We start from the raw sequence: 23,368 nt of genomic DNA on the forward strand, positions 1-23,368 counted from the left end.
GAACATGTTCGAGGGAGATGCCGTGCAGACCACGCTGCTGGGCCTGGCGATGGCCGTCATCCTGGCGCTGATTGCCGCTCTGATCGGGCCGTATTTCATCGACTGGAATCAGTTTCGTCCGCAGTTCGAGGCGGAGGCGTCGCGCGTCGTCGGCGCGCCCGTCCGCGTCGGCGGCACGCTGGACGCGCGGCTGTTGCCGGCGCCGTCGTTGCGGCTGCGCGGCGTCACCGTCGGCGGGGCCAATGATCCCGGAAAGATCCGCGCCGAGCGGCTCGACGTCGAATTCAATTTGAGCTCGCTGATGCGCGGCGAATGGCGCGCCACCGAGCTCACCATCAATGGCGCGGCGGTCGATCTCGGCCTCGACGCGCAGGGCCGGCTCGAGCTGCCGAAATCGACCGGACCGTTCAACCTCGGCGCGCTGGCGATCGATCGCCTCAGCCTGACCGGACGCGTCGCGCTGCATGATGCCGCCAGCCGCAGCGCGCTCGAACTCAACGACATCGCCTTCAGCGGCGACGTGCGCTCGCTGGCGGCCGGCGCGCTGCGCGGCGAGGGCAATTTTTCGCTGTCGGGCGCGCGCTATCCGTTCCGGCTGTCGTCGGGCGACACCGCCGATGGCTTTGGCACCCGCGTGCATCTCAACGTCGATCCCGGCGAACGACGGTTCTCGATCGATCTCGACGGCATTTTGAACTTTGACGGCCGTGCGCCGCGTTTCGACGGCGCGCTGATTCTCGCGAGCCAGATCGGGCCCAAAATCAAGAATGCCGACGACAAGATCCCGTCGCCGTGGCGCGTCGCGGCCAAGGTCAAGGCCGATCCGGCGCTCGCGCGCTTCGACACGGTCGAGGCGAGCTTTGGTGCGGATGAGACGGCACTGAAGCTTGCGGGCATTGCCGAGTGGCGCCTTGGCGCCTCGCCCTTGCTGCATGCCGTGCTATCCACGAAACAGTTCGACGCCGATCGCTGGCTCGCCAGGGAATCCGGCAGCGACGAGAAAATCCTGCTTGTGCCGAGCTTGCGCAAATGGCTAGCTCTGGTTCCGCCGGCGCCGCTGGCCACGCAGATCGAGATCAGCGCCGAGCAGCTCATGCTTGGCGGTCGTCCCATCCAGAACATCGGCGCCGATCTGCGCGGCGACACGGCGTCGTGGTCCATCGACAGGCTGGACCTGCGCGCGCCCGGCAATACCCGCGTCGTGCTGAGCGGTGCGGTGGCGCAGCCCGGCGCCGTCGGTTTCAAGAGCACGGTGAACATCGATTCCAGCGATCCCGACACGCTGGCCGCCTGGCTGCAGGGCCGCAGCGAGGTCAACTACCGCAACCAGAAGCCGCTGCGGCTGCGCGGTCAGGTCACCGCGGTGGCGGATGGCTTTGCCATCGATGCGCTGAAGGCCGAGATCGACGGCGGCACGATCGAAGGCCGCGTGGCTTACTCCGGCAGAGCGGGCCAATCCCGGATCGATGCCGACCTCAAGGCCGACCGGCTCGACCTCGATGTGGCGGCGGCGCTGGTCCGTTCGCTGGGCGGCCCGCAGGCCGAATGGCCCGACGCGGGAAAACTGTCGCTCGATATCGGCAGTGCGATATCCGCCGGGCAGACGATGCGGCCCTTCGTGGCCAGGCTTGGCTATAGCGCGACGTCGATCGCGCTCGAGCGCTTGCGTATCGGCGAGGCCAGCGGCCTGATGCTTGACGGCAGCGGCGCATTCGATCGTCAGCAGGCGACCGGCCAACTGGCGCTGAAGGCGACCTCGGCGTCGCTCGGCCAACTCAGCGGCATGATCGCGCCGCTGGCTCCCGCGGTTTCAGCGCGACTCGATGCGATGGCGGCGGCACCAGGCGCCGTCGGCGTCGGTCTGGCGCTCGATCTCGGCAAGGATCCGCAGCGCGCCAGCGCCAGCCGCGCGCGCGCCACCTTCACCATCGATGCCCCCGACATCAAGGGCAGCACGACGATCTCGGCTGCGCCGGACGCGGCGGCGCTGCGCCGCGGCGATCTCGAGGCGCTGTCGCGCAGCGAGGTCAGCGTCGATACCCAAATGTCGGGACAGGGCAGGTCGCTGCTGGGCTTGCTGGGCCTCGATCGCGCGATCGCTGCCGGCGACGCGCCGCTCGGCTTCGAAGGATCGGCCACGGGAATCTGGCGCGCAGCCTGGCGCATCAAGGCGAAACTGGCGGGTGCGGAGTTCGACGGCGACGTGGCCGGCGAGGCGGAGCCGTGGGGCGAGCAGCCCAAGGGTGCGGTGACGCTCAGTATCCGTCGCGGCAATCTGGCGCCGCTGTTCGGTGTGAAGCCGTCCGACGCAGCCCTGGCACAGAATGTCAGGCTGTCGTCGCGCGCTACACTGGCTGCCGACAAGCTCAGCCTGGAGGATATCGATAGCAGCGTGGCGGGCTCGCGGATCCGCGGTCGCGTGGTGCTGATGTTGGGCGAGAAGGCCATCGACGGCCAGCTCGGCATGGACACGATCGACCTCGCGCCCGCTTTCGCAATGGCGATCGGCACCCGCGGGCGCGACAGCACCGAGCCGCTCGGCCAGGGCCTGCTGCAGGGCTGGCGCGGCCAGCTCGCCTTCCAGTCGCTGCGCGGCGTCTTGCCCGGCGGCAGCGAGATCAGGCCGGTCAGCGGTGTGCTGAAGAGCGACGGCACCGCGACCGGGCTCGACGCGATCAAGGGCAAGATCGGTGGCGGCGATCTGGTCGCGGATTTCGACGCGCGGCCGACGCCGGCCGGCTACGCGGTCAGCTCGCATATCGAGCTGAGCAATGTCGATGGTGCGGCGTTGCGCTATCGGTCGCTGGCAATGCCCGCCGGCCGCATTTCGCTGCGCATGACGCTGGCGAGCCAAGGCCGCAGCGCCTCCGCGCTGGAGGGCGCGCTGTCCGGCAACGGATTGCTGACCATCGATGGTGCGCGAATTGCAGGCCTGGATCCCCGCGCGTTCGACGCCGCCATTCGCGGCAGCGACGCCGGCGAGGTCGCCAATGATGAAAGCCTGCGGCGCGTGGTCATCCCGGCCTTGTCGGCCGGTGCGTTGTCGGTCACCTCGGCGCAGATCCCGTTCATCATCAAGGATGGCCGGCTGCGCGTCAGCGCCACTACGCTCGAGGCCGACGGCGCCCGTGCCATCGTCTCCGGGGGCTTTGACATGGCGGCTGACCAGGCCGACCTGCGGGTCAGCCTGACCGCAACGGCGACGGGATCGTCGAGCATTCGTCCGGAGATTCAGGTCTTCGCCACCGGATCGCCCGACCGGCTCGATCGCACCGTCGATGTCGCTGCGCTGTCGTCGTGGCTGGCGGTGCGGGCGATCGACCGTGAAACGCGGCGGCTCGATCAATTGGAGCGCGGCGAAGCACCCGCCTTGCCGGCTGCGATTGCACCGCAGCAAAAGCTAATTCCACAAGCTGTTCCAGAACTTGCGACCCCGCAGCCGATTCCGGAAGCACTGCTGCCGGATCGCGATCTGCGCCGGCCCCCTAAGCCCTCGCCGCCGCGCGCGGCGGTTGCGCCTTCGGTGAGTCCGCAAGTCGCACCATTGCCGGCGCCGATCGAGATCCGCCCGGCACCGGGGGCTGCTCGCCCCGTGCCGAAGCCGCGACCTGCGCCCCCGCTGGTGATCACGCCGCCGGCATCGGGTTCAGCGCGGCCGGCATTGTAGCCAGTTAAAGCCGCCAGACGAATGCCTGCACCACAGGGGCAGGCAGAAGGTCGTCGTGTCAGAGCGACGCGCTGAGATCGTGCGTGCGCTGCTGCGGGACGGCGCGCGTGCGGAAGTAATCCAGCACGAACAGACGGATCGCAGACGACAGGTTGCCTTGCTGGCGGTTGGTGTCGATCTCCCCGACCAATTCCGAAAGCGTCATGTCACGGAGATTCGATATCTCCTTCATGCCGTTCCAGAACGCTTCTTCGAGGCTGACGCTGGTCTTGTGACCTGCGACGACGATAGATCGTTTAACTACCGGCGATTTCATGATGCGTCCTCGCCATTTATCTGATGCTGATCCAGCATGTTTTCTGCACGGATTGTGCGCTTCTCTTCTAAAACTCGTTCGGCTCTACTACGCCCAAATCGGGCACGATTGATCTCGGCCTGCCGTGCCGCATCATCACGTTCAGCACGTTTTTTAAATCTGTTCAGATTGATCAGGTCACCCATGATCACTCCCATCATTCAGAAAAGAAATGATGGAACGGAAATTTGATGGTGCTGTTTCCGCTCGAGGTACGATTCAAAAACAAACTTAGTTTCGAAAGTCATTATAAAAATTCTCCTTCATATCGGTCCTACCTGGCACATCGTAATCAGGTGCAAAGCTTGCCGATGTTATCTTCTGCTCTAACTCCAAAAAAAACTACCTCGACGAAGTCGGCCAAGTACGGCCTGCAACTTATAGCTACTTCTCCGTACGGTCACTCTCAATAAGCCGTTACCGGTATTCATCCGGGGTGTATCATTTTGATCGGTTGCACCAGTCGATCGAATTCGGCCGGTGTCACGAACCCCAGCCGCACGGCTTCTTCTTTCAACGTGGTTCCGCCCGCATGTGCGACCTTGGCGACCTTGGCGGCGTTGTCGTATCCAATCCTCGGGGCCAATGCTGTGACCAGCATCAATGAGCGCTCCATCAGATCCTGGATTCGTTTCTCGTCGGCGCGAATGCCCTCGACACAATGTTCGGTGAATGATCGCGCAACGTCTGCGATCAACTGGATGGACTGCATCATGCAATGCGCCATGACGGGCTTGTATACGTTGAGCTCGAAATGCCCCTGGCTGCCAGCCATGGCGATGGCCGTCTGGTTGCCGAACACCTGGCAGCACACCATCGTCATGGCTTCGCACTGGGTCGGGTTGACCTTGCCCGGCATGATCGAGGAGCCCGGCTCGTTCTCCGGCAAAATCAACTCGCCAAGGCCCGACCTCGGACCGGAGCCCAGCAAACGAATGTCGTTTGCAATCTTGAATAGGCCGGTCGCAACCGAGTTGATCGCACCGTGCACGTAGACGTAGGCATCGTTCGAGGCGAGCGCCTCGAACTTGTTGGGGGCGCTGGTGAATGGCAGCTTGGTCGCCGCCGCCGCGTGCCTGGCGAACATCTTGGCGAAGCGCGGTTTTGAATTAAGACCGGTGCCGACCGCCGTGCCGCCCTGCGCCAGAGGATACAGCTCTTTCACCGCGGTGCGCAGGCGCGCGATGCCGCTTTCGACCTGCGCGGCATAGCCGGAGAATTCCTGGCCGAGCGTCAGCGGGGTCGCATCCTGGGTGTGGGTGCGCCCGATCTTGACGATCTTGGCGAACGCCTTCTCTTTCTTTCGCAGAGCCCTGAGTAGTTCGCCAAGCGCAGGGATCAGGTCGGCGACGATGCGCTGGGTGGCGGCGATATGCATCGCGGTGGGGAACGAGTCGTTCGACGACTGGCTCATGTTGACGTGATCGTTGGGATGAACCGGCTTCTTGCTGCCAAGCGTGCCGCCGAGCATCTCGCTGGCCCGGTTTGCGATCACCTCGTTGAGATTCATGTTGGTCTGCGTGCCGGAGCCGGTCTGCCACACCACTAGCGGAAAATGTTCGTCGAACTTTCCGTCGATGACTTCGCGGGCGGCGGCGACAATGGCTTTCGCTAGTTTCGGGTCGAGCAGGCCGAGTTCGAGATTCGTCTGTGCCGCCGCAAGCTTGACGATGCCAAGCGCACGGATGATGCCCATCGGCATCCGATCATGGCCGATCTTGAAATTCTGCCGTGACCGCTCGGTCTGTGCGCCCCAGTAGCAATCAGCAGCCACCTCGATCGGACCGAAGCTGTCTGTTTCGGTGCGCGTGGCGGACCGACCGGGGGTCTTAGACGTTTTTGCCATAGATGGAACATCCAGGTGTTGCGCGCGTGGCCGCACGGAACCACCCATACGAACGAAACCGCTTGTCAGCGGTTCCATCTCAAGAATCACGCGATCGGCTATTTTTTCCGGAAGCGATCCAGACGGACGACTTCGGCGCCCTCGCTGGGCTTGGCCGGTTCGTCTTCCGACGCAGTCGCGGGCACGGCGGCCGGCGCGGCAAGGGCCGACGCCGCGCTGGCGGCCGGCGTTTCGGCGTCGTTATTCGCGTCGGTTGCGGCCTCCGCCGGCTCGAACGACAGGCCGAATTGCACCGACGGGTCGAAGAAGCTCTTGATAGAGTTGAATGGCACCACCAGGCGCTCGGGAATGCCGTTGAAGGACAGGCCGACCTCGAAACGATCCTCGGTGACCACCAGGTCCCAGAATTGATGCTGCAGGATCACGGTCATCTCTTCCGGATACTGCGCCAGCAGCCGCGGCGACAGTTTCACGCCGTCGGCGGTGGAAACGAAGGTGATGAAGAAATGATGTTCGCCGGGCAGGCCGTGCTCGGCGGCGTCGATCAGGACGCGGCGCAGCACGCCGCGTAACGCGTCGCGCGCCAGCACATCGTATCGGATATGGTCGGTTGCCATCAGTCTGTCCCGTCGCGTTCGTAAGGCCAAGCGCGGGGTGGCGGCGATGCCGGGCCCGACTCGCGCCGTTTATTCGATACTACCCCGTCACGAGTCCGAGGTCAGCAGGCCAGTCGGCCCGCTGTCGCAATATAGGCGGGAAACGACGCCGGATAAAGCGGGTTTGGCCGTGGCGGCGTCTGGCACCGGCGTCCGGGCACGGGCTGGCCGCAGCTACCGTTCCCAACAGCCGGGAATTGCCTGCCCGCATTCCACGCTGCCGTGCTCGTTTAAGAGGCTGCGGCTCGGCAGATTGGCGGCTTCCGCCGCGTTGTTGGTGTGCAGCGCAACCCTTCCATTGGTTTAGCTGGCATTCTGTTTCGAAAATAGGTAGGCAGGCTCCGTCGGGAGCGGGCAACTGCTATCCAAAAGACATGGGCAACAAGCTCGCTGTAAGAGGAACGTACCAATGAGCGATGTACCGAGCCACAGGCCGGACCAGTCCGTCCTGCCAAACTGGATCAGGGGACCGCAGGATTTTTTTGGCGGCCTTGCCTTGATGGCGATCGCGGCCTTTGCCCTCTGGGCTTCAAGTGACCTGCAGGGCATGCATGGCTTCTCGTTCGGCGCCGGCACCGCGCCCCGGATGTTCGGCTACTTGTTGCTGGCTTTGGGCGCCGGCATTGTGCTGGTCGGAATCTTCACCGAAGGTCCTTCGTTGGCGGTCTATGCTTGGCGCGGACCGCTGTTCGTTTCGCTGGCGATTGTGACCTTCGCTTTCAGCATCCGGCCGATGGGCATGATCTTCTCCGCCATGGCCGCCTTCATGATTGCCGCGCTCGGCACCCATGAAACGCAGTGGAAGGAAACCTTCATCGTCGGCGTCTGCCTCACCGCGTTCTGCGCACTCCTGTTTCCCTACGCGCTGGGTCTGCCGTTGCAGATGCTGCCGTCCTTTATGATTCGCTGAGGTCGTCATGGGTGATCTGTTTTCCAATCTAGGCCTCGGCTTCGGCGTCGTCTTCCAGTTCGTGCAATGGGCGCCGCCCTTCCTCGGCGGCATGTCGATTCCGATTCCCATGAACATCCTGCTCTGCTTGATCGGCGCGCTGGTCGGCACGCTGGTTGGCGTATTGCCGGGCATCGGCACCATCGCCACGGTGGCAATGCTGCTGCCGATCACCTTCGGCCTGCCGCCGGTCGGTGCGCTGATCATGCTCGCCGGCATCTATTACGGCGCGCAGTATGGCGGTTCCACCACCTCGATCCTGGTCAACATCCCGGGTGAAGCGGGCTCCGTGGTGACCGCGCTCGACGGCTTCCAGATGGCCAAGCAGGGCCGCGCCGGCCCGGCGCTGGCGATTGCCGCGATCGGCTCGTTCTTCGCCGGTTGCGTCGCCACCGTTCTGATCGCCGTGCTTGGCGCGCCGCTGACCAAGCTCGCGCTGGCCTTTGGTCCTGCCGAATACTTCTCGCTGATGGTGCTCGGCCTGATCTTCGCCGTCGTGCTCGCCAAGGGCTCGGTGCTGAAGGCGATCGCGATGATCGTGTTCGGCCTGTTGCTGTCGATGGTCGGTTCCGACATCGAGACCGGCGCGTCGCGCATGTCGTTCAACATCCCCGAACTCGCAGATGGCCTCGGCTTCGCCACCGTGGCGATGGGCTTGTTCGGCTTTGCGGAAATCATCCGCAACCTGGATGCCGGCGGGGAGAGCGACCGCGAACTGGTGCAGCAGAAGGTCACCGGCCTGATGCCCACCAAGAAGGATATGAAGGACTCTTATCCGGCAATTCTGCGCGGCACGGTGCTCGGTTCGATCCTCGGCATCCTGCCGGGCGGCGGCGCGGTGATCGCGTCGTTTGCTGCCTATACGCTGGAAAAGAAGCTGGCGAAGGACCCGTCGCGGTTCGGTCGCGGCGCGATCGAAGGCGTGGCGGCCCCGGAAAGCGCCAACAACGCTGCGGCGCAGACCTCGTTCATCCCGCTGTTGACGCTCGGCATCCCGCCCAACGCCGTGATGGCGCTGATGGTCGGCGCGATGACCATCCACGGCATCGTGCCGGGTCCGCAGGTGATGCAGAAGCAGCCGGAACTGGTCTGGGGCATGATCGCCTCGATGTGGGTCGGCAATCTGATGCTGCTGATCATCAACCTGCCGCTGGTGGGCATCTGGGTCCGCCTGCTGCGGGTGCCGTACCGGCTGATGTTCCCTTCGATCGTGGTGTTCTGCTGCATCGGCATCTATTCGGTGAACAACGCGCCGATGGACGTCGTGCTGGCAGGCGTGTTCGGCCTCGTCGGCTACTGGCTCATCAAGCATGATTTCGAGCCGGCGCCGTTGCTGCTCGGCATGGTGCTGGGGCCGCTGATGGAAGAAAACCTGCGTCGTGCGCTGCTGATCTCCCGCGGCGATGCGACGGTGTTCTTCACCCGTCCGCTGTCGGCCACCCTGATGGCGATCTCGGCCTTCCTGCTGATCCTGGCCTTGCTTCCCGCACTACGAAAGAAGCGCGATGAGGTGTTCGTCGAGTCCGAGAACTAACCTGCGGCGTTGCGCCGCGGCCCGAAGTCGAATGGACTTCGGGCCGCGCGAGGTATTCAGTTGCTTCGAATGCGTCGCCCTGGCGATGCTAAGAAACTCTGGGAGAAACCAATGAATATGTTCCGTCGCACGCTGGCGACCGCCGGTCTCGCACTTGCCGGCCTCGGCTCGCTCGTCGCTGCTGCTCACGCGCAGGACTACCCGAACCGTACGATCACGATGATCGTGCCGTTCGCCGCCGGTGGCCCGACCGACATCATTGCCCGTATCGTCACCGCCGACATGGCCAAGACGCTCGGCCAGACCATCGTCATTGAAAACGTCGTCGGCGCCGGCGGCACCACGGCCACCACGCGCGCCGCGCGCGCCGCGCCGGATGGCTATACGCTGATCACCGGCCACATGGGCACCCATGCCGCCGCGGTGCCGCTGTATCCGAAGCTGGCCTATCACCCCGAGAAGGATTTCGAGCCGGTCGCATTGCTTGCCGGCACGCCGATCCTGATCCTGGCCAAGAAGGACTTCCCGGCCAAGGACCTCAAGGAATTCGTCGCCTACGTGAAGGCCAATACCGACAAGATGAACATGGCGCATGCCGGTGTCGGCTCGGTGTCGTATTCGTCCTGCGAATTGCTGAGCTCGGTGCTCGAGATCAAGCCGACCGGCGTGCCGTTCAACGGCACCGGACCGGCGATGAACGCGCTGGTCGGCGGCCAGGTCGATTACATGTGCGACCAGATCGTCAACGCCGTGCCGCAGATCAATGGTGGCACCATCAAGGCCTATGCGATCGCCACACCCGATCGCAATGCATCGCTGCCGAACCTGCCGACCACCACCGAAGCCGGCCTGCCGAAGTACCAGGTCTCGGCCTGGAACGCGATCTTCGCGCCGAAGGGCACGCCGCCCGAGATCGTTGCCAAGCTCAATGCCGCGGCCGCCAAGGCGCTGGATGACGAGAACGTCCGCAAGCGCCTGCTCGATCTCGGGTCCGACATTCCCAAGAAGGAAGGCCGTACCCAGGCGGCGCTAGCCGAACTGGTCAAGGCCGAAGTGGCCCGCTGGTCGGCCGTGCTCAAGCCGGCGATGTAACCCGCTCGAATATCGAGCGTTTTCAGGGGGCCGGACACACGTCCGGCCCTTTTTTCATGGGTTCGCAGGCGCGCTGTTTTTTCGGGTATAAGCGGGAATCGACATGTCGTCGGGCCGGTCCGGGGGCTAGGTTCGATACCCCGCAGCCTGCAGAAGCGACCATGAACCAGTATCACGACCTGCTCGAACGCATCCTCAGTGACGGCGCCGAGAAACACGACCGCACCGGCACCGGCACGCTGTCGGTGTTCGGCCACCAGACCCGCTTCAACCTGGCGGCCGGCTTCCCGATGCTGACCACCAAGCGGCTGCCGCTGAAGGCAATCATCCACGAGCTGTTGTGGTTTCTCGCCGGCGACACCAACATCAAATATCTCAAGGACAATGGCGTCTCGATCTGGGACGAATGGGCGGACGCCAATGGCGATCTTGGCCCGGTCTATGGCTCGCAGTGGCGCTCCTGGCCGGCCGCCGACGGCCGCGCGATCGACCAGATCGCCAATGTGGTCGAGATGATCAAGCGCAATCCGGACTCCCGCCGGCTGATCGTGACGGCGTGGAATCCCGCCGACGTCGACAAGATGGCGCTGCCGCCGTGTCACTGCCTGTTCCAGTTCTATGTCGCGAACGGCAAACTGTCGTGCCAGCTGTACCAGCGCTCGGCGGATGTGTTTCTCGGCGTGCCGTTCAACATCGCGTCCTATGCGCTGCTGACGATGATGGTGGCGCAGGTGACGGGTCTCAAGCCCGGCGACTTCATCCACACGCTCGGTGACGCGCATCTGTATTCCAACCATCTGGAGCAGGCGCGACTGCAACTGACCCGGCAGACGCGACCGCTGCCGGTGATGACGATCAATCCGGAGGTGAAGGACATCTTCGCCTTCCGCTATGAGGATTTCACGCTGCAGGGCTACGATCCGCATCCGCATATCAAGGCCGAGGTGGCGGTGTGAGCCTGAACATCCGTGCGGCCACGAACCATGACAGCGCGCTTGTTTTCAGCTTCATGTGCGAACTGGCGGAGTATCAAAAACTGTCGCACCTGGTCGATGCCACCGAGGCTACCGTCGTCGCGGCGCTGTTCGGCCCGCAGCCGCAGGTCTATTGCGACATCGCCGAATGGGATGGCGAACCGATCGGGTTCACGCTCTGGTTCCTGAATTTCTCTTCGTTTCGGGGACGGCACGGCATCCACCTCGAGGATCTGTTCGTGCGACCGGCGCATCGTGGCCATGGCATCGGCAAAGCGATGATGGTCAAGCTCGCGCAGCGCTGCATCGACAACGGCTGGACGCAGTTCGAATGGTCGGTGCTGAACTGGAATGCGCCGTCGATCGCATTCTACATGTCGATGGGGGCCAAAATGATGGATGAGTGGACGGCGTGCAAACTGAGCGGTGACGCGCTCCGGGAGCTGGCTCTGCGGGGGCAGGCGTCATGAACGTCACCCTCATCGTCGCCGTCGCCGACAACGGCGTGATCGGGCAGGGCAATGCGATCCCGTGGCGGTTGAAGTCCGACATGCAGCGCCTGAAGGCGATGACCATGGGCAAGCCGATCGTGATGGGCCGCAAGACCTTTGAATCATTGCCGCGCCGGCCGCTGCCGGGGCGGACCAATATCGTCGTTACCCGCAATCCAGACTACCAGGCGCCGGGCGCGGTGGTCACCACGTCGTTCACCGCGGCGCGCGAGCTCGCCACCGGCGACGCGCTGCGGCGTTCGGCCACGGAGATCGCCGTGATCGGCGGCGCCGAGATCTATGCGCAATGGATGGACGCCGCCGACCGGCTCGAAATCACCGAGGTGCACGCCAAACCCGCGGGAGATGCCTATTTCGCGCCGATCGATGTCTCGATCTGGGAGGAGGCCGCCCGTGTCCGCCATCCTGCCGCAGGCGAGGACAGCGTCGATTTCTCCTATGTGACATATCGTCGGCGTGACCCGCGTTAACCGCGATAACCCCTATTAACATTGACTTTGAGGACTTCGCGCTTAGTTCCTGTGGGCCAGCAGCCGCGTTGTAACGACCCGGCCTGTCCCCTATAAAGCCATCCAGATGTGGCGAGGCCGGTTTCCGGTTCGCGCAGAGGAGATTGTTGATGCCGTGGAAGAATCAAGGCGGAGGCCCGTGGAGCTCTGGTCCCAAGGGGCCATGGGGATCCGGTCCGCAATCGGCGGGTCCGAGACCGCCTGACCTCGAGGACCTGCTGCGCCGCGGCCAGGACCGGCTGCAGTCGATGCTGCCCGGCGGCTTCGTCAGCGGTATGGGCATCGCCCTGGTGCTCGCTGCCGCTTTGGCGATCTGGGGCCTGTCCGGCTTCTTCCGCGTGCAGTCCGAAGAACTCGGCGTGGTGCTGCGCTTCGGCAAGCATGTCCGCACCGTGCAACCCGGCCTGAACTACCATCTGCCCTATCCGATCGAGACCGTGCTGTTGCCCAAGGCGCTGCGCGTCTCGACCCTGAGCATCGGCATGTCGCTGATCGACGATCCTACGCGTCGCGGCCGCACCATGCGCGACGTGCCGGAAGAGAGCCTGATGCTGACCGGCGACGAAAACATCGTCGATGTCGATTTTACCGTGTTGTGGCGCATCAAGCCGGACGGCGTCGGCAACTTCTTGTTCAACATCCAGAACCCGGAAGGCACCGTGAAGGCCGTGGCCGAAAGCGCGATGCGCGAAGTGGTCGGCCGCGCCAACATCCAGCCGATCCTGACCGGCGCCCGCACCACCACCGAAGCCGGCGTGCAGGAACTGATGCAGAAGACGCTGGACGGCTACGGCGCCGGCATCCTGGTGCAGCAGGTGCAGATGCAGAAGGTCGATCCGCCGTCGCAGGTCATCGATGCGTTTCGTGACGTCCAGGCGGCGCGCGCCGATCTCGAGCGTCTGCAGAACGAAGCCCAGACCTATGCCAACCGCGTCGTTCCCGATTCGCGTGGCCGGGCGGCGCAGATCCTGCAGGTTGCCGAAGGTTACAAGGAACAGGCGATTGCCGAGGCCAAAGGCCAGAGCGCGCGCTTCCTGAGCGTCTACGACGAATACAAGAAGGCGCCGGACGTCACCCGCCAGCGCATCTATCTGGAAACCATGGAGCGGATTCTCGGCGGCGCCGAGAAGCTGGTCTATGACGGCGGCGCCAATGCGCAGGGCGTCGTGCCCTTTCTTCCCCTGAACGAACTGTCGCCGCGGCGACAGGCCCCGGCGACATCTGGCCAGCCGCAACAGCAGAGCGGGAGCACCCGATGAAGACCGGAATTTCAGGTATCGTCGCACTGATCGTGCTATTCGCCGTGATTGTCATCGGCTACAGCTCGATCTTCACGGTGCGCCAGACCGAACAGGTGCTGGTGGTCCGGCTCGGTGAGCCGGTCCGCGTGGTCACCGAACCCGGTCTGAACTTCAAGGTGCCGTTCATCGACACCGTGATCTCGATCGACAAGCGCATCCTCGATCTGGAAAATCCGGCGCAGGAAGTGATCGCGTCGGACCAGAAGCGTCTCGTGGTGGATGCGTTCGCGCGCTACCGCATCAAGAACGCGCTGCGCTTCTACCAGAGCATCGGTTCGATCCAGGCTGCCAATATCCAGCTCACCACGCTGCTCAACGCGTCGCTGCGTCGTGTGCTCGGCGAGGTGACGTTCATTCAGGTGGTGCGTGACGAACGCGAAGGCTTGATGAACCGGATCCGCGACCAGCTCGACAAGGAGGCCGACGGCTACGGCATCTCGGTGGTCGATGTCCGCATTCGCCGCGCCGACCTGCCGGAGTCGAACAGTCAGGCGGTCTATCAGCGGATGCAGACCGAGCGTCAGCGCGAGGCGGCCGAGTTCCGCGCGCAGGGCGGCCAGAAGGCGCAGGAAATCCGTTCCAAGGCCGATCGCGAAGCCACCGTGATCATCGCCGATGCCAACTCCACGGCTGAGCAGGTTCGCGGTACCGGTGACGGCGAGCGCAACCGGCTGTTCGCGGAGGCCTACGGCAAGGATGCGGAGTTCTTCGCCTTCTACCGCTCCATGACGGCCTACGAGAACGGGTTGAAGAGCAACGACACCCGCTTCCTGCTGCGGCCGGATTCGGAGTTCTTCCGCTTCTTCGCCAATCCGGCCGGCAAGCCGGCGGCGGCGCGGCCGTAAGAGACTAGGCTGTCAAGCGGCAGCGGCAACTTTGCGTTCGCTGCCGCTCTGATCTATGGATGGGGCGCGCCTTCTTCGAAGGCGCGCCCCATTTTCATAAAAGCGCTCAGGGTGCGAACGTTTCGGGAGTTGAAGTCGGATGAGGTCCATAGCGTTCGCCGACTTCCTCATCGGCATCGGTATCCTGTTCGTGCTGGAAGGCATCCTGTTCCTGGCTTTTCCCGGCTGGATGCGTCGCGCGATGAAGAGTGCGCTGGCGACGCCCGACAATATCCTGCGGATCGCCGGCATCGGCTCGGCGATCGGCGGGCTGGCCCTGATCTGGCTGGTACGCAGCTAGACCCGGGCGCCCCTCCAATACCGTCATCCTGCAAATAGTGAATCCGAATAGCGGTCCGTGCGTTGAGGCGCCGGCTTTCCGCCGCAATCCGCGGTGTTGATGGTGGGCCGTCGTGTCCCTGCGCTTGCGCGAAAGCCATGTTCGGGCGCAGTCTGGCTGCCAAATCGCGGAATCCTTCAGGAGACGTTCGTCCCATGTCCATCGCGCCCCCCGCCTTGAGCCTCCGCCTGCGCCCGTGGCTCACGGCGCTCTGCCTCGGCACCGCCGTCGCCGCCTTCTCGGCACCGGCCGTCGCCCGGGGGCCGGACGGCATCGCCGACGTCGCCGAAAAGGTGATCGACGCGGTCGTCAACATCTCGACCACGCAGACCGTCGAAGCCAACAACAAGAGCGGCGACAGCAAGAACAGTGACACCCCGCGCGGGGCGATGCCCCAACTGCCGCCGGGATCGCCGTTCGAGGAATTCTTCGACGACTTCTTCAAGAACCGCCGCGGCGGGCCGGGCGGCGACAAGAATGGCGGCCTGCAGCCGCGCAAGACCAATTCGCTGGGCTCCGGCTTCATCGTCGACACCTCCGGCGTCGTGGTCACCAACAATCACGTCATTGCGGACGCCGACGAGATCAACGTCATCATGAATGACGGCACCAAGATCAAGGCGACGCTGGTCGGCGTCGACAAGAAGACCGATCTGGCGGTGCTCAAATTCACCCCGGTGAAGCCGGTCACCGCGGTGAAGTTCGGCGATTCCGAAAAGGTTCGTCTCGGCGAATGGGTGATCGCGATCGGCAACCCGTTCTCGCTCGGCGGCACGGTCACCGCCGGCATCGTCTCGGCGCGCAACCGCGACATCAATTCCGGCCCCTATGACAGCTACATCCAGACCGACGCCTCGATCAACCGCGGCAATTCCGGCGGCCCGCTGTTCAACCTCGACGGCGACGTGATCGGCGTCAACACGCTGATCATCTCGCCGTCCGGCGGCTCGATCGGCATCGGCTTTGCGGTGCCGTCGAAGACGGCGTCGCAGGTGGTGGCGCAATTGCGCGAATTCGGCGAGCTGCGCCGCGGCTGGCTTGGCGTCCGCATCCAGCAGGTCACCGACGAGATCGCCGAGAGCCTTAGCATCAAGCCTGCACGCGGCGCGCTGATTGCCGGCATCGACGACAAGGGCCCGGCGAAGCCGGCGGGCATCGAGCCCGGCGACGTCGTCGTCAAGTTCGACGGCAAGGACGTCAAGGAGCCGAAGGACCTCTCGCGCATCGTCGCCGACACCGCGGTCGGCAAGGCGGTCGACGTGCTGATCATCCGCAAGGGTAAAGAAGTTATCAAGCAGGTCACGCTCGGCCGTCTCGACGATGGCGAAAAGCCGCAGCCGGCCTCGGTGAAGTCGATGCCGGAAGCCGAAAAGCCGGCGACGCAGAAGGCGCTGGGCCTCGATCTCACCGGACTCAGCAAGGAGATGCGCGCCAGGTTCAAGATCAAGGACAGCGTCAAGGGCGTGGTCGTGACCTCGGTCGACTCTGGCTCGGACGCCGCCGAGAAGCGCCTGAACGCCGGCGACGTCATCGTCGAGGTCGCGCAGGAAGCGGTGAGCAACCCCGCCGACGTCAAGAAGCGCGTCGATGCCTTGAAGAAGGACGGCAAGAAGTCGGTGCTGCTGCTGGTATCGAACGGCGAAGGCGAATTGCGCTTTGTAGCACTGAGCGTGCAGTAGCGGTTCTTACCCTCCCCCTTGCGGGGAGGGTGGCCGCGCGAAGCGCGGTCGGGTGGGGGTGCCACAAGCGCCGTCGCCCGCGGCACCCCCACCCCGGCCTCCACTCCCGATGATGCTCTCGCATCATCGCTCGTTCGGCCGACCCTCCCCGCAAGGGGCAGGGGAAGCCACGTCGGCCTAGCGATAGAAGTATCCATCCCCAAACGACGACGGCCTTCCGTCAGGGGAGCTGACGGAAGGCCGCGTTGGACACTTCATGGCGTGGGAGCGCTGGATGAAGTGGGGAGCTCTGAAAGCCTGGATCAGAACGGCAGCAGCACGTCCATGACCTGCTGGCCGTAGCGCGGCTGCTGGACATCGGAGATCTGGCCGCGACCGCCATAGGCGATGCGGGCCTGCGCGATCTTGGCGCTGTCGATGGTGTTGTCGCTCTGGATGTCCTCGGGGCGCACGATGCCGGCAACGATCAATTCGCGGATCTCGTAGTTGACGCGGATCTCCTGCTTGCCCTCGACCACCAGATTGCCGTTCGGCAAAAGCTGGGTGACCACGGCCGCGACGCTGGTCTGCAAGTTCTCCTGGCGTGCTACCGAGCCCTTGCCGTCGCTCGACGAGGTGCCGTCGGCCGAGAGCAGCCGGCCCGGCAGCACCGAGGCGGCCGAGCCCGACAGCAGCTTGGAGCCGGCGAAATCGGTGATCCCGGAATCCTCCTTGCTGGAGCGGCTGTGCTGGGTCTGGTTGGCGATGTTGGCCTTGTCGGTGAAGTTCACCGTCACGGTCAGAATGTCGCCGATCTGGCGCGCGCGCTGGTCCTTGAAGAAGGCGCGCGAGCCCGATCGCCATAGCGAATTGGCATTGTACGAGGCCACTTCCGGCTGCGGCATCGGCATCTGCACCGGCTTGTAGCCGGGCTGCGCCACCGGATTCTCGATCGCGGTCAGTTTCGGCTGTTCGCCGATCATCGACAGCCGCTCGATCGAGGAGCAGCCGCTGAACAGCACGGTCGTGGTCAGCAGGGTGGCGAGCAGAACGGCGCGATTATACTGGAACATCAACTTTACTCGGCGTTACGGGTGGCAGCAGAAACATTGGCAGCGAGTGCGACGGAGGCGGCGGCCTGGGAGATCTTGTCGTTGAGCTTCTCGCTGGGCGCGGGAAGCCGCGGGCCGGGGACCGCGACGGCGACCTGGCCGCGGCCGACCACCACGCCGGACACCGTGCGCTTGGACTGCAGATTGATGACGCTGACGACGTCGCCTTCGGTGCCGTTCTCGATCGCCTTGCCGCGGATGGTGAGATACAGCCCGGCGGATTCGTAGACCAGCGTCACCGCCTGGTCGCGCGTCACCAGATCGGGTTTGGCGAGATCGGCGATGCGCAGCGCCTGGCCGGCGCGCAACTGGCGGCGGACCTGCATGCCGACCGCGCGCTCGCGGCTGGCGACATCGATACCGACTTCGGATTTCGGACGGCGCTCGACGATGACGTCGGACGCCTTCAGCACTTCCTTGCTGTCGACGCCGCGCGCCAGCACGGCGGCCTCGACGGTCTCGACCGCGGTGCCGGTGAAGCGCAGCTTGGAGGCGGCACCGCTGTCGCTGCCGATCGAGAAGGTGATATCGAAACGGCCGGAGCGTGCATCGAACCGCGTCGAGACCGCCTCCAGCGCGCCGGACGAGGCAGCATCGAGCTGCAGCGTCTGCACGTCGCGGTCGAAGGTCAGCGTCAGATTGGCGGCGTCGCCGAGGCCGTTGCGATGCTGCAGCGCCTGCGCCACCTGGTTCTCGATGTCGCGGGCCTCGATGCTGCGCGACAGCCGCGTCACGGTGATGTCCATGAGGTCGCGGGTATCGACGCCGATCACCTGATGGGCACGCAGCGCCGCGATCACCTTGGCCACCGGCAGCGAGCCGACCGTGCCGAGATCCGGCGCGCGATAGATCGCGATTCCCGCGGCCGGACCTGCGTTGTCGATGACGTCGCCGATCCGCACCAGGTCGCCGGCGACGGTGACGTTGGCGCGCAGCACCGGCTGGGCCAGCACGTCTTCGCGGCTCTGGCTGTGCGCCGCATGGGCGCCGAGCGCGAACAGGGTGGTCGCGAGCAGGAGTGAACGGAAGGTCATGATCATCTGCCTCAGCGGAACATGGCGGAAGTGGATTGCAGCATCTGGTCGGCGGCGCTGATCACCTTGGCGTTCATCTCGTAGGCGCGCTGCGCGGCGATCAGATCGGAGATTTCCGAGACGACTTCGACGTTGGCCTGTTCGAGGTTGCGCTGCTGCAGGTCGCCGAAGCCGTCGATATTGGCGACGCCGTCCTGCGGCGCGCCGGAGGCCGGGGTTTCGGTGAACAGGTTGTCGCCGATCGGCTGCAGGCCGGCCTTGTTGATGAAGCGCGTCAGGCTGATGGTGCCGAGCACCTGCGGCGTCGCCGAACCCGCGACGGTCACCGACACCTGGCCGGAAGCGCTGATCGTCATGCCGGAGGAGGCGGCCGGTACCGTGATAGTCGGCTGCACCGGATTGCCTGCCGCGGTAACGATGCGGCCGGTCTGGTCGGTGGTGAACGAGCCGTCGCGGGTATAGGTGAAGGTGCCGTCGGTCATCTGGATCTTGAAGAAGCCTTCGCCGCGCACCGCGATGTCGAGATCGCCGCCGGTCGCCGCCAGCGTGCCCTGCGTCATCAGCCGCGGCGTGCCGACGGTCTTGACGCCGCCGCCGATATCGACGCCGACCGGGATGATGGTGCCCTGGTCGGAGGCCTGCGCGCCGACGCGACGGACGTGGTCGTAGACCAGATCCTGGAACGAGGCGACCTGCTTCTTGTAGCCGGTGGTCCGCATGTTCGCGATGTTGTTGGAGATGACCTGGACGTTGAGTTCCTGGGCCGCCATCCCGGTCGCTGCAGTGTAAAGAGCGCGCATGGGTGTGTTTCCTTAGGCCGCGGAATCGCCGGCGAGTTTTTCGATCGCCGATCGGCGCATGTCGGTCTGCTGCTGCAGCATCGCCGAGATTTGCGTGTAAGCACGGGTGACGTCGATCATCCTGGTCATTTCCATCACGGAGTTGACGTTGGATTTTTCGACGAAGCCCTGGGTGAGCTTCGAGGTCGTGGCGGGCAGCGGGGGCGCGCCTTCGGCGGAAAACAGGTTGGAGCCTTCCTTCTTCAGCGCGCTCTGCGCCTGCGCGAACGACACCATGCGCAGCTTGCCGCGCACTGAATCGGTGCGGTTGGTGCCTTCCTGCACGGTGACGGTGCCGTCGGCGGAGATGTTGATGTCGTGATCGGTCGGCTGGAACGTGATCGGGCCGCCGGTGCCGAGCACCGGGATGCCGGACTTGGTGACCAACTGGCCGGTCTGGCTGATCTGCATGCTGCCGTCGCGGGTGTAGCGCGGGCCGTTCGGGGTCTGCACCACCAGAAAGCCGTCGCCGTCGATCGCGACGTCGAGCGGGTTCTTGGTCTGCTCGATCGGTCCCTGCGACAGGTCCTTCAGCGTGGCTCGGTCCTGCACGAACGACACGTTGCGGTCGCGGCCGATGAAATTCGTCTCCCGCGCATTGCTGCGCAGAAATTCCTCGAACAGCGAACGGTCGGCCTTGAAACCGGTGGTGTTCACGTTGGCGACATTGTTCGCGACGACATCGAGCTGGCGCTCCAGCGTCATCTGCCGCGAAAGTCCGATGAGACTAACATTCTCCATCGTCGTTCTCCCCTGCGATCCCCGGTTCGCCCTCCCAGGCGGGCCGCGGATCCTATGAGCCGCACAGCTCTCCCAAGCCGCGGTTCGCAGAAACAGTTGCGAAGACCGTGCCAAGTCGGATTTCTTCGAAACTACAGGGGCTTGGTAGTTTTGGACGAGGCTTTGGGGGCGGCAGAAAGGTTCTGTTGACCATGTTGGCCCGGCAGATTTTTCCTAGTCGGCCGATAAACGAAAGGAACCGTTAACCATTGCGACCTAATTCTTAACCAACAGGGCCTTGGGGCGCTGGCAGTCAGTATCGCGTTGGGGCCTGCCTGGCGGCATCGAGCTCTTCCCCTATTTCCGGACGGGCAGGCGATGGCAGACAAAGAATCGGAAGACGGCGCCGCGGGCGAACCGAAACCGAAAAGCAAGCTCAAGCTGATCATCATCGCCGTGGTGGCGGTCGCCGTGCTTGGCGGCGGCGCCTGGTTCATGTTCCTGCGTTCGCCGAAGGAACAGCATGTCGAGGCGCCGAAGCCGGTGCTGCCGACCTTCGTCGACGTGCCGGACATCCTCGTGAACCTCGCCGGCCAGCCCGGCGAGCGCGTGCAATATCTCAAGGCCAAGATCGTTCTTGAACTGAAGGACGCCAAGCAGCTCGAGCAGGTCAAGCCGACGCTGCCGCGCGTCAGCGACATGTTCCAGACCTATCTGCGCGAGCTGCGCGCCTCCGATCTCAACGGCTCGGTCGGCATGTTTCGCCTCAAGGAAGAACTGACCAAGCGCGTCAACGCGGCGATCGCGCCGGGCGAGGTCAGCGCCGTGCTGTTCAAGGAAATCCTCGTTCAGTGAGGGTTTGGAATCGGTCAGATGTCTAAAGAACAGGTCGATCAGGACGCGATTGCCGCCGAATGGGAAGCTTCGCTGGATTCCGAGGATCCGGTAGAAGCGGCGAGGGCGGCTGCCGAAAACGAACTGACCGGCACCATGGCCGAGCAGTGGGCCGCGATGGTCGAGGACGGCGGTCGCGATGTCGGCGGCGGCGGCAAGAATACCGGCGGCGAGCGCGTGCTGTCGCAGGAGGAGATCGACAATCTGCTCGGTTTCTCCGTCGGTGAAGTGCATCTCGACGAGAATTCCGGCATCCGCGCCATCATCGATTCCGCGATGGTGTCGTATGAGCGTCTGCCGATGCTCGAAATCGTGTTCGACCGCCTGGTGCGGCTGATGACGACGAGCCTGCGCAATTTCACCTCCGACAACGTCGAGGTCTCGCTCGACCGCATTACCTCGGTGCGGTTCGGCGACTACATGAATTCGATTCCGCTGCCGGCCGTGCTGTGTGTGTTCAAGGCGGAAGAGTGGGAAAACTTCGGTCTCGCCACCGTCGATTCCAGCCTGATCTATTCGATGATCGACGTGCTGCTCGGCGGCCGCCGCGGCGAGGCGTCCTTGCGCATCGAGGGCCGTCCCTACACCACGATCGAGACCAATCTGGTCAAGCGCCTCACCGAAGTGATCCTGGCCGACGCCGAGCAGGCGTTCCGGCCGCTGTCGCCGGTGACGTTCTCGATCGACCGGCTCGAGACCAATCCGCGCTTTGCCGCCATCAGCCGCCCGGCCAATGCCGCCATTCTGGTGCGGCTGCACATCGACATGGAAGACCGCGGCGGCAATGTTGAATTGCTGCTGCCCTACGCGACCATCGAGCCGATCCGCGCCACGCTCATGCAGATGTTCATGGGCGAGAAATTCGGCCGTGACCCGATCTGGGAAAGTCACCTGGCGACGGAAATTGCGCAGGCCAAGATCTCGGTCGATGCTGTGCTCTACGAGGCCGAAATTCCGCTGAAGCAACTGATGAGTCTGAAAGTCGGCGACACGCTGCCGCTCGACATGCGCGCCGACGCGCTGGTGTCGGTGCGCTGCGGTGACGTCATCCTCAGCGAGGGCCGCATGGGCCGCGTCGGCGACCGCGTCGCGATCCGCGTCACCAAGCAGCTACGCAAGCCCAGTACGACCTTCGCGATGTTCGAGAAGGCTGATGAACAGACCAAGATGATGGAGGCCCAATGAACCACATGTTAGGCATTGCGATCGAGAGCCTGGTCGCCGTTCTGCTCATTCTCACCATCTGCTATTGCATGCTGCTGAACAGCCGGCTGAAGCGGCTGAAGGCCGACGAGCAGTCGCTGAAAGCCACCATCGGCGAGCTGATCACCGTCACCGAAATCGCCGAACGGGCGATCGGCGGCCTCAAACATACCGTGCGCGACGTCAATGAACATCTCGGCAGCCAGATCGCTTTGGCGACGGCGCTGGCCGAGCAGCTCAAGGGGCAATTGGCCGAGAGCGACAATGTGGTGCGCCGGCTGTCGCGGATCGCGTCCGCGGCGCGGCCGTTCGTCGACGCGCCCGCTGAAGCGCCGGCACAGGTCGCCGCGCCGGCCCCGGTCGCGCCGCACCAGCCCGTCGTGCCGAAGATGTCCGCCGCCCGTGCCAACGCCGCCGCCGCGCAGGCCTTCGCCGAGCGCCGGAGGCCTGACGGCATCGCTGCATGAAAGTTTTCCGCGACATCCGCGTGCTTCCGGTCCTGCTCGTTGCGATCTTCGGCCTTGCCGTGCTGAAGATCGCCGGGCTGGTGATCGATGGCGGCTACGTGTTCGAGTATCAGCCCAAGGTCGAGAAACAATCCTGGGCGCAGCAGACCTTCAATTTTCCGGGCGGAAAGCCGCCGGCCGCCAAGTCGGGCGATGGCGACATCACCGGCTCGGTGAGCGCCAAGAAGGAAGAACCCAAGCCGGTCGTTTCAGCGCCGTCCATCGCGCCGGCGTCGCCGCCGCCCGAGCCGCCGCCGCCGGTGTCGGCCTCGGAGCGCGCCATCCTGGAGCGGCTGCAGGCCCGCCGCCAGGAGCTGGAGACGCGCGCGCGCGAGATCGATATCCGCGAGAGCCTGCTGAAGGCGGCCGAGAAGCGCATCGAGTCCCGTGTCGACGAGTTGAAAGGCGTCGAGGCCGGCATCAAGACCGCGACCGGCCAGAAGGGCGAGGCCGATTCCGCGCGCTTCAAGGGCATCATCACGATGTATGAGAGCATGAAGCCGAAGGACGCCGCCAAGATTTTTGACCGGCTGGAGATGCCGGTGCTGTTCGAGATCGCCTCGCAAATCGCGCCGCGCAAAATGTCCGATATCCTCGGCCTGATGCAGCCGGAAGCCGCCGAGCGTCTCACCGTCGAACTGGCGCGGCGCGCCAATGGCGGCGACAAACCGGCCTCGACCGCCGAACTGCCGAAGATCGAGGGCCGGCCAATGCCGCAGCGTAATTAAGGGAAATCGTTAACAACTCCTTCAACCGCAGAATCTAGATTCCGCAGAGCGGGCA

General features: G+C 64.4%; 23 protein-coding genes. 15 read left to right on the forward strand and 8 right to left on the reverse strand.

Annotation, left to right across the window (positions count from 1 at the left end; genetic code table 11):
• Positions 1–22: 22 nt before the first annotated feature.
• Positions 23–3,667, forward strand: coding sequence for an AsmA family protein (locus FNL56_RS10770; RefSeq protein ID WP_143581986.1), 3,645 nt, complete (start codon positions 23–25; stop codon positions 3,665–3,667).
• A 58-nt stretch (positions 3,668–3,725) separates the two neighbouring features.
• Here the strand turns inward: FNL56_RS10770 and FNL56_RS10775 are convergent, their stop codons facing one another.
• The 4 genes from FNL56_RS10775 to FNL56_RS10790 form a co-directional block, all read right to left on the reverse strand.
• Positions 3,726–3,983 carry a ribbon-helix-helix domain-containing protein gene (locus FNL56_RS10775; RefSeq protein ID WP_143572705.1) on the reverse strand — a complete coding sequence of 86 codons (258 nt, stop codon included), beginning with the start codon at positions 3,981–3,983 and terminating at the stop codon, positions 3,726–3,728.
• The gene (locus FNL56_RS10780) at positions 3,980–4,168 is read right to left on the reverse strand and encodes a DUF4169 family protein (protein WP_143572706.1); all 189 of its coding nucleotides are present in this window, start codon (positions 4,166–4,168) and stop codon (positions 3,980–3,982) included. The genes FNL56_RS10775 and FNL56_RS10780 overlap by 4 nt, the downstream gene beginning before the upstream one ends.
• A gap of 281 nt (positions 4,169–4,449) precedes the next feature.
• Positions 4,450–5,868, reverse strand: a complete 1,419-nt coding sequence (fumC, locus tag FNL56_RS10785; protein ID WP_168202902.1) for a class II fumarate hydratase — start codon at positions 5,866–5,868, stop codon at positions 4,450–4,452.
• A 98-nt stretch (positions 5,869–5,966) separates the two neighbouring features.
• Positions 5,967–6,485 carry an SspB family protein gene (locus tag FNL56_RS10790; protein ID WP_143572707.1) on the reverse strand — a complete coding sequence of 173 codons (519 nt, stop codon included), beginning with the start codon at positions 6,483–6,485 and terminating at the stop codon, positions 5,967–5,969.
• Positions 6,486–6,933: 448 nt separating this feature from the next.
• On the opposite strand from FNL56_RS10790, the gene FNL56_RS10795 reads away from it, so the two are divergent.
• The 10 genes from FNL56_RS10795 (at position 6,934) to FNL56_RS10840 (ending at position 16,298) form a co-directional block, all read left to right on the forward strand.
• On the forward strand, positions 6,934–7,434 hold the full coding sequence (locus FNL56_RS10795) for a tripartite tricarboxylate transporter TctB family protein (RefSeq protein WP_143572708.1): 501 nt from the start codon (positions 6,934–6,936) through the stop codon (positions 7,432–7,434).
• 7 nt (positions 7,435–7,441) lie between these two features.
• Complete coding sequence (locus FNL56_RS10800; protein WP_143572709.1) at positions 7,442–9,007, forward strand: tripartite tricarboxylate transporter permease; 1,566 nt, start codon at positions 7,442–7,444, stop codon at positions 9,005–9,007.
• Positions 9,008–9,118: 111 nt separating this feature from the next.
• Positions 9,119–10,099: a tripartite tricarboxylate transporter substrate-binding protein gene (locus FNL56_RS10805; protein WP_143572710.1), complete on the forward strand. Its 981-nt coding sequence runs from the start codon at positions 9,119–9,121 to the stop codon at positions 10,097–10,099.
• Positions 10,100–10,260: 161 nt separating this feature from the next.
• Positions 10,261–11,055 carry a thymidylate synthase gene (locus FNL56_RS10810; protein ID WP_143572711.1) on the forward strand — a complete coding sequence of 265 codons (795 nt, stop codon included), beginning with the start codon at positions 10,261–10,263 and terminating at the stop codon, positions 11,053–11,055.
• Positions 11,052–11,543, forward strand: coding sequence for a GNAT family N-acetyltransferase (locus FNL56_RS10815; RefSeq protein WP_143572712.1), 492 nt, complete (start codon positions 11,052–11,054; stop codon positions 11,541–11,543). The genes FNL56_RS10810 and FNL56_RS10815 overlap by 4 nt, the downstream gene beginning before the upstream one ends.
• Entirely contained in the window at positions 11,540–12,055 is a 516-nt protein-coding gene (locus FNL56_RS10820; protein ID WP_143572713.1) for a dihydrofolate reductase, read from the forward strand. The genes FNL56_RS10815 and FNL56_RS10820 overlap by 4 nt, the downstream gene beginning before the upstream one ends.
• Before the next feature lie 149 nt (positions 12,056–12,204).
• Positions 12,205–13,353 (forward strand): FtsH protease activity modulator HflK, encoded by a 1,149-nt coding sequence (hflK, locus tag FNL56_RS10825; RefSeq protein WP_143572714.1) that lies wholly within the window; start codon positions 12,205–12,207, stop codon positions 13,351–13,353.
• The gene (hflC, locus tag FNL56_RS10830) at positions 13,350–14,240 is read left to right on the forward strand and encodes a protease modulator HflC (RefSeq protein ID WP_143572715.1); all 891 of its coding nucleotides are present in this window, start codon (positions 13,350–13,352) and stop codon (positions 14,238–14,240) included. The genes hflK and hflC overlap by 4 nt, the downstream gene beginning before the upstream one ends.
• Before the next feature lie 139 nt (positions 14,241–14,379).
• Positions 14,380–14,580 (forward strand): DUF2065 domain-containing protein, encoded by a 201-nt coding sequence (locus FNL56_RS10835; protein ID WP_143572716.1) that lies wholly within the window; start codon positions 14,380–14,382, stop codon positions 14,578–14,580.
• 194 nt (positions 14,581–14,774) lie between these two features.
• Complete coding sequence (locus FNL56_RS10840) at positions 14,775–16,298, forward strand: Do family serine endopeptidase (RefSeq protein ID WP_143572717.1); 1,524 nt, start codon at positions 14,775–14,777, stop codon at positions 16,296–16,298.
• A gap of 302 nt (positions 16,299–16,600) precedes the next feature.
• Here FNL56_RS10840 and flgH read toward each other — a convergent pair whose 3' ends face one another.
• Genes flgH through flgF form a run of 4 tightly spaced genes read right to left on the reverse strand, consistent with a single transcriptional unit; the run spans position 16,601 to position 20,003 of the window.
• On the reverse strand, positions 16,601–17,350 hold the full coding sequence (gene flgH, locus FNL56_RS10845) for a flagellar basal body L-ring protein FlgH (RefSeq protein ID WP_143572718.1): 750 nt from the start codon (positions 17,348–17,350) through the stop codon (positions 16,601–16,603).
• A gap of 5 nt (positions 17,351–17,355) precedes the next feature.
• A complete protein-coding gene (flgA, locus tag FNL56_RS10850) occupies positions 17,356–18,423 on the reverse strand; it encodes a flagellar basal body P-ring formation chaperone FlgA (RefSeq protein ID WP_143577814.1) in 1,068 nt (355 codons plus the stop codon).
• An 11-nt stretch (positions 18,424–18,434) separates the two neighbouring features.
• Entirely contained in the window at positions 18,435–19,223 is a 789-nt protein-coding gene (gene flgG, locus FNL56_RS10855) for a flagellar basal-body rod protein FlgG (protein WP_143572720.1), read from the reverse strand.
• 12 nt (positions 19,224–19,235) lie between these two features.
• The gene (gene flgF / locus FNL56_RS10860; RefSeq protein ID WP_143572721.1) at positions 19,236–20,003 is read right to left on the reverse strand and encodes a flagellar basal-body rod protein FlgF; all 768 of its coding nucleotides are present in this window, start codon (positions 20,001–20,003) and stop codon (positions 19,236–19,238) included.
• A 357-nt stretch (positions 20,004–20,360) separates the two neighbouring features.
• Here flgF and fliL point away from each other — a divergent pair, with 357 nt between their 5' ends.
• The 4 genes from fliL to FNL56_RS10880 are packed head-to-tail and all read left to right on the forward strand — an operon-like array spanning position 20,361 to position 23,313.
• Positions 20,361–20,837, forward strand: a complete 477-nt coding sequence (gene fliL, locus FNL56_RS10865) for a flagellar basal body-associated protein FliL (protein WP_143572722.1) — start codon at positions 20,361–20,363, stop codon at positions 20,835–20,837.
• 18 nt (positions 20,838–20,855) lie between these two features.
• Complete coding sequence (gene fliM / locus FNL56_RS10870; RefSeq protein ID WP_143572723.1) at positions 20,856–22,061, forward strand: flagellar motor switch protein FliM; 1,206 nt, start codon at positions 20,856–20,858, stop codon at positions 22,059–22,061.
• Positions 22,058–22,546, forward strand: a complete 489-nt coding sequence (locus FNL56_RS10875; RefSeq protein WP_143572724.1) for a DUF6468 domain-containing protein — start codon at positions 22,058–22,060, stop codon at positions 22,544–22,546. The genes fliM and FNL56_RS10875 overlap by 4 nt, the downstream gene beginning before the upstream one ends.
• Positions 22,543–23,313: a MotE family protein gene (locus tag FNL56_RS10880; protein ID WP_143572725.1), complete on the forward strand. Its 771-nt coding sequence runs from the start codon at positions 22,543–22,545 to the stop codon at positions 23,311–23,313. The genes FNL56_RS10875 and FNL56_RS10880 overlap by 4 nt, the downstream gene beginning before the upstream one ends.
• The last annotated feature ends 55 nt before the right edge of the window (positions 23,314–23,368 follow it).

It is taken from the genome of Tardiphaga sp. vice304 (assembly GCF_007018905.1).
In the GTDB taxonomy this organism is placed as follows: domain Bacteria; phylum Pseudomonadota; class Alphaproteobacteria; order Rhizobiales; family Xanthobacteraceae; genus Tardiphaga.

Bases quoted from the DNA above. Each gene is read 5' to 3' on its own strand.
- FNL56_RS10775 (WP_143572705.1), bottom strand. From the start codon at position 3,983: ATGAAATCGCCGGTAGTTAAACGATCTATCGTCGTCGCAGGTCACAAG.
- FNL56_RS10780 (WP_143572706.1), bottom strand. From the start codon at position 4,168: ATGGGTGACCTGATCAATCTGAACAGATTTAAAAAACGTGCTGAACGT.
- fumC (WP_168202902.1), bottom strand. From the start codon at position 5,868: ATGGCAAAAACGTCTAAGACCCCCGGTCGGTCCGCCACGCGCACCGAA.
- FNL56_RS10790 (WP_143572707.1), bottom strand. From the start codon at position 6,485: ATGGCAACCGACCATATCCGATACGATGTGCTGGCGCGCGACGCGTTA.
- FNL56_RS10795 (WP_143572708.1), top strand. From the start codon at position 6,934: ATGAGCGATGTACCGAGCCACAGGCCGGACCAGTCCGTCCTGCCAAAC.
- FNL56_RS10800 (WP_143572709.1), top strand. From the start codon at position 7,442: ATGGGTGATCTGTTTTCCAATCTAGGCCTCGGCTTCGGCGTCGTCTTC.
- FNL56_RS10805 (WP_143572710.1), top strand. From the start codon at position 9,119: ATGAATATGTTCCGTCGCACGCTGGCGACCGCCGGTCTCGCACTTGCC.
- FNL56_RS10810 (WP_143572711.1), top strand. From the start codon at position 10,261: ATGAACCAGTATCACGACCTGCTCGAACGCATCCTCAGTGACGGCGCC.
- FNL56_RS10820 (WP_143572713.1), top strand. From the start codon at position 11,540: ATGAACGTCACCCTCATCGTCGCCGTCGCCGACAACGGCGTGATCGGG.
- hflK (WP_143572714.1), top strand. From the start codon at position 12,205: ATGCCGTGGAAGAATCAAGGCGGAGGCCCGTGGAGCTCTGGTCCCAAG.
- hflC (WP_143572715.1), top strand. From the start codon at position 13,350: ATGAAGACCGGAATTTCAGGTATCGTCGCACTGATCGTGCTATTCGCC.
- FNL56_RS10835 (WP_143572716.1), top strand. From the start codon at position 14,380: ATGAGGTCCATAGCGTTCGCCGACTTCCTCATCGGCATCGGTATCCTG.
- FNL56_RS10840 (WP_143572717.1), top strand. From the start codon at position 14,775: ATGTCCATCGCGCCCCCCGCCTTGAGCCTCCGCCTGCGCCCGTGGCTC.
- flgH (WP_143572718.1), bottom strand. From the start codon at position 17,350: ATGTTCCAGTATAATCGCGCCGTTCTGCTCGCCACCCTGCTGACCACG.
- flgA (WP_143577814.1), bottom strand. From the start codon at position 18,423: ATGACCTTCCGTTCACTCCTGCTCGCGACCACCCTGTTCGCGCTCGGC.
- flgG (WP_143572720.1), bottom strand. From the start codon at position 19,223: ATGCGCGCTCTTTACACTGCAGCGACCGGGATGGCGGCCCAGGAACTC.
- flgF (WP_143572721.1), bottom strand. From the start codon at position 20,003: ATGGAGAATGTTAGTCTCATCGGACTTTCGCGGCAGATGACGCTGGAG.
- fliL (WP_143572722.1), top strand. From the start codon at position 20,361: ATGGCAGACAAAGAATCGGAAGACGGCGCCGCGGGCGAACCGAAACCG.
- fliM (WP_143572723.1), top strand. From the start codon at position 20,856: ATGTCTAAAGAACAGGTCGATCAGGACGCGATTGCCGCCGAATGGGAA.
- FNL56_RS10875 (WP_143572724.1), top strand. From the start codon at position 22,058: ATGAACCACATGTTAGGCATTGCGATCGAGAGCCTGGTCGCCGTTCTG.
- FNL56_RS10880 (WP_143572725.1), top strand. From the start codon at position 22,543: ATGAAAGTTTTCCGCGACATCCGCGTGCTTCCGGTCCTGCTCGTTGCG.